Source organism: Gracilibacillus saliphilus (assembly GCF_010994085.1).
In the GTDB taxonomy this organism is placed as follows: Bacteria; Bacillota; Bacilli; order Bacillales; family Amphibacillaceae; genus Gracilibacillus; species Gracilibacillus lacisalsi.
Genome location: NZ_WJEB01000054.1, coordinates 1 through 13430 on the forward strand (window position 1 = coordinate 1; position 13430 = coordinate 13430).

A 13430-nucleotide genomic window follows, 5' to 3' on the forward strand; every position below is an offset into this window, starting at 1 on the left:
GACATTCCAGAAGAAAATGGTGGCGGTGCTGCACCAGATATGAGTGGAATGGGTGGCGGAATGCCGGGTATGATGTAATTCGTTTATTGGTAAGCCTGAAAAATTAGTAACTTTTTGTGAAGCTGTTTTATATATAAATAGTTAGTTATCAAAAGACTACTTCCTAATTGAAAGGAGGTAGTCTTTTTTGTTGTTAAAATTTGCTTATCAAGAATTTTTAGAAGACCGTAAATTTAAAAATACAACAGAAGTAAATTTGAAGAATTACAAAATACTGCTGGGAGAATTCATAAATTATTGTACAGACCATGAAATACAAAATGTTGAAGATATTAGCAGTAATGATGTGAAAAGGTATTTGCGTTATTGCAAAAGTAAGGGTAATTCAGCAGGAACAATTAACACTAAACTTCAGCGAATTAGGGCTTTTTTAAATTACATGGTAGAAGAAGGAATATTAAATGAAAATGTTGCTAGGGTAGTTAAAAGGTTAACAGAAGAAGTTAGAATTGATGTTTTCACGGATGAACAAATACAACAAATGCTTAGCTATTATCGTGGATTACGTAGAAGGGAAAAAAGCTACTTTTCATATAGGGGATATATGCTGATATTAACTTTTTTAGGGACAGGCATCAGAAGAACAGAAATTATCAATCTTCAATGGAAAGACATAGACTTCAATAATTTGACTATTAGTGTGTATGGAAAAAGTAGAAAAAAGCAACTTGTATTCATTACTGAAAAATTAGCAAAAGAATTGATTATGTATAGGGAATTCTGTGAAAGACATTTTAATGATTTATCTGATTATGTTTTTGTTAACAGAGATAACACACAAATGACACAGAATTCAATTATGTTAGTTTTTCAAAATTTACAAAGAAAGATGAATTTTAAAGATGTACGAGTATCTCCACATACATTTAGGCATACGTTTTGTCATAGGTTAGCGATGAGTGGCATGTCTGCATTTGCAATTCAGAAAATGATGAGACATGAAAATATAGCTGTTACTATGCGATATGTTGCTATGTGGGGAAATGAATTAAAAGAACAAAATGATAAATATAACCCATTAAATAAATTTGAATTGTAAAAAATATACTGAGGTGATGAAAATGCAAAATAGATACAGAATTTTCGATACAAAAGATACTGAATTATATATAGGTGTGTTAAATCATTACTTTACAACTTCTGATGCTAAAAAGGTTTATAGAGATTCATTACAAAATAAAGAAAAGGATGATTCTATAATGATTGAGATAGCAAAGAAGGATGCAAATGAAGTTGATGGTGTTATTACTTTCGGAGTAGAAGAAGGCGAACAATTTGCATTAGCTTTATTAAATCTATGTAATTCAATAAAAAGATAAACATAAAAAGAAATAGCCACCTATTGCAGTAGGTGACCAAATAAAAAGCTATAAAACTGAATACTGGAATACCAGCAATTCATACCTTCATTTTATCAAAAAAATTGATATATGCAAGGCTTAGTTTCCTATTGCCTTTTTTAAGGCAATGCTGGTTATTCCCTTGCTGGAATGCCTAATAATAGCAAGTAAATAAAACCTCGATAGGTTAGCTGAAGCCACCGCAATAAATTCAGCGTTATTCACGTTACACAGTTCCTTGTTTTTGTGGTGAATAGACTAGGTGAAAGCTACCATTAAGTGCTAGACGTGGATGGGTGTTGCAATTACGGTTGCAGTAGGACAAGCCATAAGTACCAGTAGGGAAACTGCCAGGGGCATCTGAAGCAGTAGGTTTGTATGGGGAAATCCAGTGATTAAACAAGGTCATACAATACGGAAAACCTTAATTTGATATACCATGTTGTGCAAATGATAAATCGCCTACTACTTACATTATAGTTTTTTTAAAAAACTGTCTTGTAGGTAAGCGATTTTTTTCACCAAGCCGTTTTCCTTATTCTCAACCCATGCTGGCAAAAAATCATACTAATGTCAAAGAAATAATTATTAAAATGGTTTATATTATTTAGCATTATTCGCAAGTCCTTATTAATGGAGGAATATAATGGTATAATAATTATTAATAATTTAACAGGGTGTGATTAAGTCTTGCAAAATACCACAATTGATTTTTTAGAAGAGTGTAAAGAAAACTTAAGAGAAACATTTAGAAATCATGAAGTATTTAATACTTATGAAATAGACTATAATGAATTTTTATCTGACCAAGAATTTAGAAAAGCAAGACAACTATTAAAGAAACTGTCTGAGAAAATTGATATTGATTTTCCGCCTGTCCTTGAAAGTAATAGAACGGTTGAAGAATTCTGTTTAGATTTACAAAAACAAAGTGTTCGTTTTGACGATTATCTCTCTGCGATTAGCAATATTTTTAATTTATATATTAATTATCTTGAAGATAATATGTATGAAGTCGAATTAATAAAAATAGATTGCGAAATTCCACAGGAGTTAACTTTTGAAAGAATAGTTAATGACTTTAAAAATTGTGATGATAGGATTTTAAAGGGTGATTATCCTGGTGCAATTACTTCAGCACGTTCATTAATTGAAGGGGTTTGTAAAGAAATTTTAATAATAAATAATATAGATGTTAACAAGAAAAATAATAATGTACCTAGTTTATTTAAAGAAGTGCGAAACGTTTTAAACTTAGATGCTAGTAACGATAAGCTAGAAGAACCATTGAAAAATGTAATTACTGGATTGAACAAAGTAGTGACAGGCTTAAATGAAATCCGCAATTTAAGTGGGGATGGACACATAGTAAAAAAGAAACCTTCGAAGCACCATGCGGTATTAACCGTAAATGCATCTAAGACTGTTGTCAATTTTCTATTCGAAACATATAAATATCAAAGAGATAGAGGGATTCTTCAAATAGAAAGAAGACAAAATAAAGGTTAATACTTGTATGGTTGAAATTACTGGTAAATAGTATATAGAAAAATGGTTTAAGGATTAAAAAACACTGAAAGGGAACTGATTACCAGTTCCCTTTGAATAATTCTAAGCAATTTTAAATTCTAATTGTTTATCTCTGTATTCATCATCTCTTATAGTAGCTTTCTTGATAATATCATGCATGAAGAAGAAAACCATTTCTTCGATTTCCTGTGTAATCTTGTAATTACTACCTAACGTACCTAATAAACCAATATACTTTAATTTCACTTTATTATAGTATTGGTAACTGTCAACAGTGCTTAATTTTCTTAGTTCGATAAGTTCATTTACAGTAATACCTGTTAATGCATTTTCAATAAGATTAAAAATTAACTTGCTGCCTTGTTCAGAATGTACATTTAGCACCTTTTTCGTTTGCATTTGTTTCATTTTTGATTCCACCTTTATTGTTTTAGATTTATTTGTTTTACAACCCTTAAACAACATATAATAAAATTCGGACATATTTTAAATAACTTCAAAGAATTTGAAGGATATTGATTTTCTGTGTCGAATTAGTGATAGTAAATATTATGACTATATGAACTGAACTAAAGGGGTGGATGATGAATTTATGACAGAAATAAAAGCAATGAAACAAAGTATGGTTAATGAATTTCATATTAAAGGGTATTGGTGGCTTCCTAGTAGTGATAATAAAGTTCCTGGCAATCTATATTATGAAAAAAATAAAATCAGGTTGGAATTATTAGGTTCATTAAAAGATGATGAAGGTACAAGTTTCTTTAAAAGTAGATTACTGCATGAAGATGCAAATAAAGAATCTATTTTGGGTGTTTCGGATAATGGAGAAGAATTCACCCTTATAGATGGTATTAATGTAAATGTGAAATTATCAACTGGTTTTATGACCGAAGTATATAATATTTCTTCCTTTATTGTGGGTGGACATTTTTCAACCACTGAGAAAATGAATTTTTCTTCATCTACTTTTAGAACTACTTACCTGACTAAATGGCTAAATAAGCAACCCTTTGATGAGAAATTTAAACTTGAAAAAGATACAAGTATATTAGAAGAAAGTAAATTAACCTATACTGCCCCAAAGGTTTTTAATTTAAATGTTTCATCAATTGTGACGGAAATTGAAGATGCATATACAGCAAATTTTACTTCTGACCTAGATGAAAAAGTCGTCTGGGATTTTAAAAGTGGAATAAAAGTAAAACCTACAGTTCATAAAAATCTTGAGTGGTTTATAGAAAATAATGACGTCATAAAAAAATTACTCAATCTATTTATAGGTCATCCTATTAACTATGAGAATATCACTTTCTATGGTGAAAAAGAAATTCAGACTAATTCTAGAAAAAAATATCTTCTGTTTCTACCGCAAAAGGATATTAAAATTAAAAAGAAAATTTCGATTCATGATTTTGTAATTAATTATAAAGATATAGAAGATTCTTTAGAAAATATATTTAATTTGTGGTTTGAAAAACAAGCGAAACTCCAAACAGTCTTTAATTTATATTTTAGTGAATTCTATAAGGATATGTATCTTGAAACAAGTTTTTTAGATACAGTTCAAACGTTAGAAATTTATCATAGGAAATTATTTGATTCTAAATATGTAGAAGATGAAGTATACGAAACACATTCAAATAAAATTGCTGAATTTATAAATGAGAGTATTCATGATGAAGAATTGGAAGAAAGGTTTATTAATTTACTTAGATATGGCAATCAATATTCATTAAGTAAGCGAATAAAAGAAATTTTTAATAACTTTAGTGATGAAACTAAAAAATATTTGTTTGGTACGGGTAAGAAAAGAAAATCATTTATTAAAAAATTGGTTGATACACGCAATTACCTAACTCACTATGAATTAGGTGAAAAGCAACATGTTATTTTTGAACCTGAAAAGAAGTACTATGCAATTCAAAGGTTAAGGGTAATAATAACTATTATTTTATTTAGGGAAATTGGATTAGATGAATCTACTATATTGGAAAAGATTAAAGATAATAGAAGGCATTCATTTGCAGTTGAAAAATCTAAGGACATATTTTAAATGACATTAACTGTTTTTTTGCATTTTTTAATTTTTAGTGACACAGTAGTGATATAAAAAATTCTCCACTGAGTATTAAATAGCTTCTTTTACAAAGTTAAATAATAAACAGTGGGAACTTATCCGAACTGGTTTTCAAACCATGTTACAAATCAGTTTACAACCGACTTAATAAACTCACTAAAAGGGTGTATAGGGAAAACTGTCATGAAAGTATCCCTACACCTATAATGGCAACCAAAACTGCATAAGTAAGACCGGGTTTCTATCTTTTTGCCAATCTTTCAGCAGTGTCTTTAAAGTGCATCATAAGTGCTTCATTAGGTGCTTTGTTACTTCTGTACACAATAAAGGGGTTTACTAGAATATGTGTATAGTTTGCGTTAGAGACAACTGCAAATACTGGTAACCCCTTTAATTTAACTTTGAATAGCTTTCTTTTTAAATCGTTTGTACGATTATAACCAAACATCTTTGCAATTTCAGCAATTGTTAGTGGATAGCAGTCTGTACTGTCTTCAGGATGTAAACAAAGCATGTTGCTTTCTAGATGAACATAAGGAAGAAGCATGAATAAAGTGTACAAATTATTAGGTGTGTGTACTTTCTTACCATTTTTATCTTTTTCTTGATATAGTTCACGCACTTGTTTGTCAAAGGTCTTTATCAAATTCTTATTTTTTAATTCTGATGATGGTGCAGTTCCACGAAAGTTATATGTGTTTGACCACTTTATTTTAATAATAGATTTACCTAACACTTCTTCCTGAATGATTCCGTATTCCAACATCTTATTATAAAACTTGTAAAATTCCTTTTTATTAGTCATTTCCAGCACTGATTGTAACTTATTCTTATAAATCAAATTGCCATTATCATGTGAAAGGTAGCTTCCTTTTTCCTGATATGAAACAAAAGTCCCCAAATAAATAATTCTAGTTTTTTCTGTTTGAGTGAATCTATTATCTTGAATTAATTGTTTAATGGTGCTGGACTGTGTGAAAGTAAATCTTCCAGCAGTTTCATCAAATTCACTTTTCTTTTGCTTATCACGTAAAAAAGCTTTTCTTTTTTGTTCGGCTTCCTTACTTATGATTGTATATTTTGCAGGATTTTTTATAACAAGACTTTCGGTAATTTCTCCAGTTTCTTTATCCAAATCTTTAGTTAAAGTAAAATCATTTGTCATTCTTCATCAATCCTTTTCAAGTTGTCAAAAGTCGCAATCCATAAACTTTTGCAACTATAGGTACTTGAACAAGATGTAAAGTCAGACAGATAATCATAAATTATTAACTTGAAATCGAATTTACAGAAAGTATTGCGGTGAGAATGTACCTGAAATATCTTTATTTGCGGTGAGAGTGTACCTACAAAAAAGTCGCCTGATGTGTTGATAAATAAGGGATGAAGGAGAGTTTTTGGTATTTTGTCCTTCTAGTCTTATTATGAGGTGTTAAGGATTCTGAACAATGAATAGAAACCATTAAAAGATTACTTGCTAACGCAAGGTGGAAGAAAACCACTTCCACATAAACTAAAAACCATTAAAGATATATCTGAAATAGTACGCTAAATATTAATAAGGGCGGGGAATTATTCAGCATCATGTACAAATAGTATTGATGTTTTATATCTATCATATTGGCGAAGTGTTTTTCTTCGACAATGGGGTTTGAACTTGAACTTGAATATGAAGCAATTACAGAAAGTAAGTAGATTAATTTTTTTTTAACAAGTAATGGTCTGAATCCATATAAATTGATGTTTAAGGGTTGTAAAGCATAAAAATAAAAAGGATGGATTACAGATGAAACTAGCACCTATTGAAGAAGTAAAAGAAATTACAAAAAATGATAGGAAAAACTTATCAATACATGAAGTCGAACCATCGGAAAAATATAAAACTGGAAAAGCTAAACGATTATACCCAAGACAATGTTATGAAAATGCGTTTAGATATGTTGCAGATAAAGGAAATTTAGAAGGTATTAAACTAGTGCACGGATTGTATAAACCTAAAGATATTAATAATCATTGTGGACATGCTTGGGTTGAATTACCGAAAAATATTATTTTTGATGGTGTGTTACAACGGTTTTATCATAAAGATGGTTACTATAGTTATTATCAGGCAATAAAACAAAATGAATATGATTGTAAACAAATGTATGATATAGGATTTAAAGCAGGTGGACATTTTGGACCTTGGAACTAGTAGTTAATACTAAAATAATCGGTAAAATGCAGTAGGTAATGGTGTAAAATGATTTTAATTTTTGGGTATTGTGGGGAACAGTCATTATTTAAAATTGTGTCCAGTTGGTTACTGTTAAATGGGTGATTATGAAAGACTAGTTAAAAGATTTTAAACACGTTACAAACTCTTATATAATCAGTGTTTAACTGGATTTTTCAGCAGATAAATGTAAGCAGTTTATGACTGTTATTGTGAATATTGTGAACAAGGTACTGTAAAATTAAAGTAAGGGACTGGTGTAAATCATACATGAATAGAAGCTTGGAGAAGGAAAGGGAAATTAGTTGATAATTCTTTTCAATTAGGTTTATTTTGAATAATAATTTTCAATAAAAAAGAACTGGCATTAAACCAGTTCACGCTTCAATTCTCTTTTATGAATTTCTCTATAAAGTATGGATTTACTAACACCAGTTGCATTTTCAATTTGTTTAATAGTCTTATCATTCTGTTTCCACAAATCAATAGCATGTTCAACTTGTTCTTTAGATTTACCTTTTCTTCCTAGCTTAATTCCTTTTTCTCTAGCATTCTTAATTCCAGCAGTTCTTTTTTCAGCAAGTAGTTCACGTTCATTTTCTGCAAGTGCTGAAAGAATAGTTAAGAATAGTTTTCCGTTACGGTGTGTTGCTTCCATTCCTAGTTCAATTATATACAGTGTTACATCTCTATCTTGCAGTTCTTCCACTAATGACAATAGTTGTTGTGTATTCCTTCCTAAACGGTCAACACGAGTAATTATAAGCTTGTCTCCAGCTTTTAGTTCCTGAAGTAGTGTTTCTAGTTTTGGTCGCTTCATAGTGCTTCCAGTGTGCTTTTCTTCAATAATCAAATCACATTTAAAAGATTCTAATTGTGCAAGTTGTGTTTCAAGATTCTGTTCTTTTGTTGAAACTCTAGCATAACCATATATCATTTTTATCAGTTCCTTTTTATGTAGTATGTTAAGGCAATTATATCATTTGATTTAGGGAATGGAAATAGGGAATTATAGAAATCAGTAAAATCAAGGGGTAGGTGTATATTCCCGATTATTATACTTTTAGGGAAAAGTTTATGTTCCTTGATTATTTTTAAGGGGGAGGGGTGTTATTTTTTTTCAGGAGATACCATTTCATTAGGGGATATGGAATATACGTAATATTAAAGTGTGTGGGGTGTTTAAGGAGTTTGTATGGTTTCTCTTGGTAGCTGAAACAAGTAAAAAGCTTTATATAGCTTATATATGGCTTGTATAAAGCATCAATATTAAAAAAGTGTAAGAACAATGTAAGAACATGCTTATTATGTATTATATAGCTGGTATGTGTGTATCAGGATTATTATTTAAAAAGGTGTAGGGGTGCTATATATTCCAGTGCTTCAGATAGGGTTATGTTTTAATTGGTTGGTGTTGCTAGTTGTCGCTGGTGTGGTTGTGTCTGATGCATCTTAATCAAATCAAATAAGAAAGAAATAAAAAAAAAGATTTGATTATATTTGTTGCTGAAGATTGAAAATTAATGTTCAAAAAAAGAAAGCAAAAAAAAGCAAAAGGGGGTGCAACATGGGGATGGGGTAGGGTAAATTGTGTGAGTTTGCCCTTTAATAATACAGACCGTATTTTTAACCCCAAATATTTCACTGGCTTATCTATCTAAATTCTTAGAAATCTTTTTCAACATCTCTATATGTCCATTTTGGTTTGTCTCTATCCTGTTCACAGTAGCTTTTAATCTTTCAAGTTTTCCATTCATTTCTAGCAACATCTTTTCAAGCTTTTCACTCATAATAGTACATCCTTTCAGCTTCAGCATTATATAGTTCATTGGTTATAGTTTCTTGGCTATTACTATGTAAAAATTTTTTTAACGGATTGACTAAAGATTTAGTAAATTGTCATTGATTCTAGTTTAATGGTGATTTTTTGAATACTTTCTTCTAAATTATCCATACGTGATTCCACTTTTTCCATTCTTTCGGAAAATTCTTGTCTAGTTTCTTTCATTTCTGTGTGTAGTTCCTCAACCATTTTTAAAACTTCCGTTTGTACTTCCTTATCCATTAGATTGCAACCTTTCAGAAACATATGATTATTTAAATTATACATCATTTATGCTTATTTTGTCTTACTTTAGATAGAAATGACGTACCTAATATATGACAAGGCATGAAGCTTGAAATGATACATAGTTGATTGGTCTTGTTAGTTACATTTCGTGCGATTTATTTTATAGGTTTAGATGTGGGGTGCTGGTGTTTATCCAGCATCTTATTTATTTAATTATTACTAATATTTTATCAGTGTGTAAGGTGGTGAAAATATGAAAGGCACTTTATTAAAAGATGTTAGGTACGTTACAGATTTAACACAAAAACAATTAGGTGAACTTATTGGGGTTAGTCAGTCGGCAATTGCACAAATGGAAAGCGAAACTATTAAGATACTTCCTGAAACTAAAGAGAAAATAATCAATGTGCTAACAGAACGGAATTTACATCAAGAAGAAATATATATACTTGGACAATTAAAGAAGCATTACAAAGGGGTGTAGTCATGGACAATCTAAAGTATACGTTGAAGAAGCTAAAAGCTATTAAATTAGCAATGAACGTTAAAAAGTATCGCAATGAAGTTTACAAATTATCAATATTAGTTTCGGAAATCCATCAAGAACTAAAAGAAACGGAATTGAAGTATTACGCTAATTATACCACCGAAAATAACCAGCAACATGTGAATTATTATCGACAACGTGCATTAGCGTTTAAAAATAAAGCACTCGTTGAATTAGAAGAATTGGAAGCAGAATTAAATAAAAGAAATGTTAATTTAGCTAGATGCAATGTATTACTGGATAACCTAATCGAAACTGAACTTCGGATGAAAGACGTTGAAAAGCTTCTTTCCAAATGGAAAAGTGTCAATAACAATAGAAATGTTAAACGAAACTATTTTACAGTATAGAAGGGGTGTTATAGATGCAAAAAGAAGTTGATTTTTCAAAAGTACCAGTACCACAAGGGTTAGATGATAAAGTTTCAGAACGTGCTAGATTATTCGTAGAAGGTACTGTAATTAAAGGATTGACAGTTACACAGTTCTGTAAAGAATACGAAATTTCTTCAGGAACAATGTATAACGAACGTCATTTGAAGAATCCAGTATTTAATAAATATGTACATGCTTTAACTAAAGAAGTAATAAATGGTGATGATATTTCAGACCATTTATATATTGCTGAAAAAATTAAAAATGAAGCAATGAAACCTAATGCAACTAAACAAGATTATGAAATGTATTTGAAAGCATGGGGATTTATGTTTGATATTATGAAGCAACAAAAGGAAAAAGAGATAGGTTTTACACCTGAAGGTGCAACAGATACACGTTCAGTTGAAGAAAAGAAAGCTACATTAATTTCAAGATTGAAAGGAACTGATACAGATGGCTAACAAATACATTTATGAAGGTGTGAAGCTTCAGGAACTGAAGAAGAAACAAGAAACTAGCAGACAAGAAGAAAACAAAACTAACATTAATTTATCTGAAAATAGGAAAATGACTTCTGAAGAAAAAGACCAGCATATTTTAAATTTAACTGATGCAGTAAACCAACTCACAGAACGCCTAAACCAACTGGAAGGAAATGATAATAATGAGTAAAGCAGTAAATGAAGAAGTTAAAAAGCTTGTAGAGAAGGCTGATAGTATAAAAGAACGGTTTGAACAAAGTTTAATCAATGCACAAGCAGAAGCATCTAAACTAACGGAAGAAATACACCAGCTAGAAAAAGATGCAAAAGAAGCGTATTCTCTATACTTAATGGATAGTATTACCTTAGATTCATATGAAGATGCTACACAAGAACTTAACGAAAAAAAGAAAAAATTAACTACTGCACAAAGCAAAATTAATAATATTGGTGAAGTGCAGAAAGAAGAATTAGCAAAAGTTTATGATGAATATAGACAGATTCAAAAAGATTTTACAACAGAAAGACAAAAACAGTATGAAGATACTAAGAAACAACTACAAGATGCTAAAGACCAATATTTACAACAAATTGCAGATATTTCTAGTAAGCAGTATGAAACCTATGTATTAGAAAGTAAAATACTTGATATAGGGGTGGAAGCTGGGGTGAATAAAAGAAATTACCTAAATTATTCTAGTCCTTATTTTGATAGGTTTGGAATGGAATTTGGAAAAGGTGAAAATAGCATTAATATAGGTAATCGTGAATTATATTGGGTTTATAAGAAAAGAAATGTAAATCCCACCATTTCTATTTAATAAGTAAGTTTGTCGGCTGGTGCTAATTGTACCAGCTTTATTTTTTTTGATGTATATGTCTGAAATGAAATTCTTTCTTGTTTTAGGGGTGTAAAGGAAAACAAACTACAAAAAAGGGATGGATTAAACATGAAAACAAATATAAAAAATGGTGCTTTTATTTATGATTATATTCCAGTTGATACTGGACAAGTAAAATTAGGTGATGCTGGAACTGGTGAAGGTGTTAAATATACCACACGTGCAGATGGTTTATATCCAGTAATTGCAGAAACTAACGATAAGGGGATTGTAACTAATCTAGTTGTTGATGTAAGCGAAGTGAATTTTATATTTGAAAATGATGAAGTAATTGAAATAGATGAAGATGATATTTTAAATCACGGAGTTGAACCAGTAGAAGTATTTATAAAAAGAATGAATGATAATGGTTTAGAGGTAGCTGAACCAGTAAATATAGAAGATGCAACTAGAGAAGAACTTCTCGAATTAGTATATGACTTAATAGAAGAACGCTGAATAATTTCAGTGTTTTTTTTATCTGAAAGGGGATATTTAAGCATGATTAAAGAAAGCACCAAACAAGAACGGTTAAATACAGAACCACCTAAACCACATAAAATTACTATCTTGGTTGATGATGCTGAAGGGGATAGGGTAAACCATACAAGATATTTTGGTAATGCAGAAAACAAACAGTTATTTATTCAGGAACTGAACAACTTAATTATCAATTTTGAAAAAATGAAGGGGTGGAACAATAGATGATTGAATTATATCGAAAGTTGAAAATTAATATTCAAAAATTCATAGTGAAACTATTTACAAAGAATCCAGCACCAAAATCAGCACCAACTAAAAATGCTGATAAAAATAAAACAATTCAACGAATAGACCAACTAAAGCAAGAACTGGAAGCATTAACAAATGGGTATAATAAAAGTATTGAAGAATTGAAAAAAGACTATGATGATAAACTGTTTCACTATGAAAAACATTATCAGGCTTATCAAGAAGCACACAAGAAGCATGTAAACAAATTAATTAACGAAACCGAACTAAAACAAGCTAAGAAGCAATTACAACCACATGAAGAAATTTTACGTGATGCAGGTGCAGAACTGGACAAAGTGAACCAGTGGCTAAAGGAAGATACATTAGAAATTATTGCATCTATTCAGGATTTAAAAGAAGATTATACTGAAGCTATTACTGAAGAAATAAAAGAAGATGCTTCCACACTTCAGGAATTAAAAAAGCAACACCTTAATAAAATTGCTTCAATAGGTAAGGCATATAATGATGTTGTTGAAACTGAAAAGCTATTAAAGATGCACCTTAATAATAATGGGGTTATGTATAAAGAAACCTTAAAAGATACAGTGAAAATAAAGACAAAGGAACTACAGTTAAATCAATTTATTATATCAGGTGAAGAAGTAAACAAAGCAATGAAGGGCAAGTAACTAAAATAGAATATAGAAGAAACCCTAAACATATTAAACAGTGTGTTCGGGGGTTTTTTTATGTACATTTCTTATCAGGAAGTGTTTTAAAATGTAGTTTTCTATAAGTTGCTGTATTTGTTCTTATAAAAATAAGCGATAAGTATCTAACTGTGTTTCAAAAGGTTTGGTAAGAAGCATATGATAAGTATAAAAAGAAAGAGACAACTTTATGAAAGCAAATTACTATTATCAGAATGATGCAGTGAAAGCAATAAAAAAAGCTTTCCTCTAATTAAATCATCATTAGTATTAAGTTTATTGAAAATGATAGAAAAAACCACTTTACACGTAGTTATAACTACTTTATACTTAGAATGAAATAAACAATCTAGGAAGTAGTTTATGCTTTCTAGCTATTAAATATATAACAGTTGACCCAACCAAAGTTACGCGTTCTGC

General features: G+C 30.0%; 18 protein-coding genes. 13 read left to right on the forward strand and 5 right to left on the reverse strand.

Annotation, left to right across the window (positions count from 1 at the left end; genetic code table 11):
* Positions 1-187: 187 nt before the first annotated feature.
* The 3 genes from GHT08_RS21365 to GHT08_RS21375 all read left to right on the forward strand — a co-directional run bounded on the left by GHT08_RS21365 (position 188) and on the right by GHT08_RS21375 (position 2909).
* Entirely contained in the window at positions 188-1099 is a 912-nt protein-coding gene (locus GHT08_RS21365) for a tyrosine-type recombinase/integrase (protein WP_163583413.1), read from the forward strand.
* Between the two features lie 22 nt (positions 1100-1121).
* Positions 1122-1379, forward strand: a complete 258-nt coding sequence (locus GHT08_RS21370) for a hypothetical protein (RefSeq protein ID WP_163583414.1) — start codon at positions 1122-1124, stop codon at positions 1377-1379.
* A 711-nt stretch (positions 1380-2090) separates the two neighbouring features.
* Positions 2091-2909 carry an abortive infection family protein gene (locus GHT08_RS21375; protein ID WP_163583415.1) on the forward strand — a complete coding sequence of 273 codons (819 nt, stop codon included), beginning with the start codon at positions 2091-2093 and terminating at the stop codon, positions 2907-2909.
* 102 nt (positions 2910-3011) lie between these two features.
* On the opposite strand, the gene GHT08_RS21380 is transcribed toward GHT08_RS21375, so the two are convergent.
* Positions 3012-3338 (reverse strand): hypothetical protein, encoded by a 327-nt coding sequence (locus tag GHT08_RS21380; RefSeq protein ID WP_163583416.1) that lies wholly within the window; start codon positions 3336-3338, stop codon positions 3012-3014.
* 184 nt (positions 3339-3522) lie between these two features.
* On the opposite strand from GHT08_RS21380, the gene GHT08_RS21385 reads away from it, so the two are divergent.
* On the forward strand, positions 3523-4986 hold the full coding sequence (locus GHT08_RS21385) for an ApeA N-terminal domain 1-containing protein (RefSeq protein WP_163583417.1): 1464 nt from the start codon (positions 3523-3525) through the stop codon (positions 4984-4986).
* A gap of 265 nt (positions 4987-5251) precedes the next feature.
* Here the strand turns inward: GHT08_RS21385 and GHT08_RS21390 are convergent, their stop codons facing one another.
* Positions 5252-6175: a hypothetical protein gene (locus GHT08_RS21390; RefSeq protein WP_163583418.1), complete on the reverse strand. Its 924-nt coding sequence runs from the start codon at positions 6173-6175 to the stop codon at positions 5252-5254.
* 621 nt (positions 6176-6796) lie between these two features.
* On the opposite strand from GHT08_RS21390, the gene GHT08_RS21395 reads away from it, so the two are divergent.
* Complete coding sequence (locus GHT08_RS21395) at positions 6797-7204, forward strand: hypothetical protein (RefSeq protein WP_163583419.1); 408 nt, start codon at positions 6797-6799, stop codon at positions 7202-7204.
* A gap of 388 nt (positions 7205-7592) precedes the next feature.
* Here the strand turns inward: GHT08_RS21395 and GHT08_RS21400 are convergent, their stop codons facing one another.
* The 3 genes from GHT08_RS21400 to GHT08_RS21410 form a co-directional block, all read right to left on the reverse strand.
* Positions 7593-8162, reverse strand: coding sequence for a recombinase family protein (locus GHT08_RS21400; protein ID WP_163583420.1), 570 nt, complete (start codon positions 8160-8162; stop codon positions 7593-7595).
* Positions 8163-8874: 712 nt separating this feature from the next.
* A complete protein-coding gene (locus GHT08_RS21405; protein ID WP_163583421.1) occupies positions 8875-9015 on the reverse strand; it encodes a hypothetical protein in 141 nt (46 codons plus the stop codon).
* A gap of 98 nt (positions 9016-9113) precedes the next feature.
* Positions 9114-9290 carry a hypothetical protein gene (locus tag GHT08_RS21410; RefSeq protein WP_163583422.1) on the reverse strand — a complete coding sequence of 59 codons (177 nt, stop codon included), beginning with the start codon at positions 9288-9290 and terminating at the stop codon, positions 9114-9116.
* A 259-nt stretch (positions 9291-9549) separates the two neighbouring features.
* Here GHT08_RS21410 and GHT08_RS21415 point away from each other — a divergent pair, with 259 nt between their 5' ends.
* From GHT08_RS21415 to GHT08_RS21450, 8 genes are all read left to right on the forward strand, one after another.
* Positions 9550-9780, forward strand: a complete 231-nt coding sequence (locus GHT08_RS21415; RefSeq protein WP_163583423.1) for a helix-turn-helix domain-containing protein — start codon at positions 9550-9552, stop codon at positions 9778-9780.
* Positions 9781-9782: 2 nt separating this feature from the next.
* Positions 9783-10193: a hypothetical protein gene (locus GHT08_RS21420; protein WP_163583424.1), complete on the forward strand. Its 411-nt coding sequence runs from the start codon at positions 9783-9785 to the stop codon at positions 10191-10193.
* A gap of 14 nt (positions 10194-10207) precedes the next feature.
* Complete coding sequence (locus tag GHT08_RS21425; protein ID WP_163583425.1) at positions 10208-10681, forward strand: hypothetical protein; 474 nt, start codon at positions 10208-10210, stop codon at positions 10679-10681.
* Positions 10674-10892: a hypothetical protein gene (locus tag GHT08_RS21430; protein WP_163583426.1), complete on the forward strand. Its 219-nt coding sequence runs from the start codon at positions 10674-10676 to the stop codon at positions 10890-10892. Before GHT08_RS21425 ends, GHT08_RS21430 begins: the two co-directional genes overlap by 8 nt.
* The gene (locus GHT08_RS21435) at positions 10885-11523 is read left to right on the forward strand and encodes a hypothetical protein (RefSeq protein ID WP_163583427.1); all 639 of its coding nucleotides are present in this window, start codon (positions 10885-10887) and stop codon (positions 11521-11523) included. The genes GHT08_RS21430 and GHT08_RS21435 overlap by 8 nt, the downstream gene beginning before the upstream one ends.
* A gap of 129 nt (positions 11524-11652) precedes the next feature.
* A complete protein-coding gene (locus GHT08_RS21440) occupies positions 11653-12042 on the forward strand; it encodes a hypothetical protein (protein WP_163583428.1) in 390 nt (129 codons plus the stop codon).
* Positions 12043-12084: 42 nt separating this feature from the next.
* On the forward strand, positions 12085-12291 hold the full coding sequence (locus tag GHT08_RS21445) for a hypothetical protein (RefSeq protein WP_163583429.1): 207 nt from the start codon (positions 12085-12087) through the stop codon (positions 12289-12291).
* Entirely contained in the window at positions 12288-12989 is a 702-nt protein-coding gene (locus GHT08_RS21450; protein ID WP_163583430.1) for a hypothetical protein, read from the forward strand. The genes GHT08_RS21445 and GHT08_RS21450 overlap by 4 nt, the downstream gene beginning before the upstream one ends.
* Positions 12990-13430 lie beyond the last annotated feature (441 nt).